Annotated in this window: 1 rRNA gene; it reads left to right on the top strand. The window is 52.0% G+C overall.

The window, feature by feature from the left end:
• A 23S ribosomal RNA gene (locus H6B10_RS19085) occupies positions 1-246 on the top strand; the annotation flags it as partial.

The following is a 246-nucleotide window of genomic DNA, read 5'->3' as shown; positions in this document are numbered from 1 at the left end:
GCGCAAGGAGAATGCCTTGGCACTGGGAGCCGATGAAAGACGTGGTAAGCTGCGATAAGCCTTGGGGAGGAGCAAACATCCTTTGATCCAGGGATTTCTGAATGAGGAAACTCACCGAAGCTCATACTTCGGTATCATGCACTGAATCCATAGGTGCATGAGGGGAACCGCCTGAACTGAAACATCTAAGTAGGGCGAGGAAGAGACATCAACCGAGATTCCGTTAGTAGTGGCGAGCGAACGCGG

Origin of the sequence: Gemmiger formicilis, assembly GCF_016901605.1 — a bacterium.
Classification (GTDB): Bacteria; Bacillota; Clostridia; order Oscillospirales; family Ruminococcaceae; genus Gemmiger; species Gemmiger formicilis_B.
This window is presented reverse-complemented; position numbering and strand designations above follow the sequence as displayed.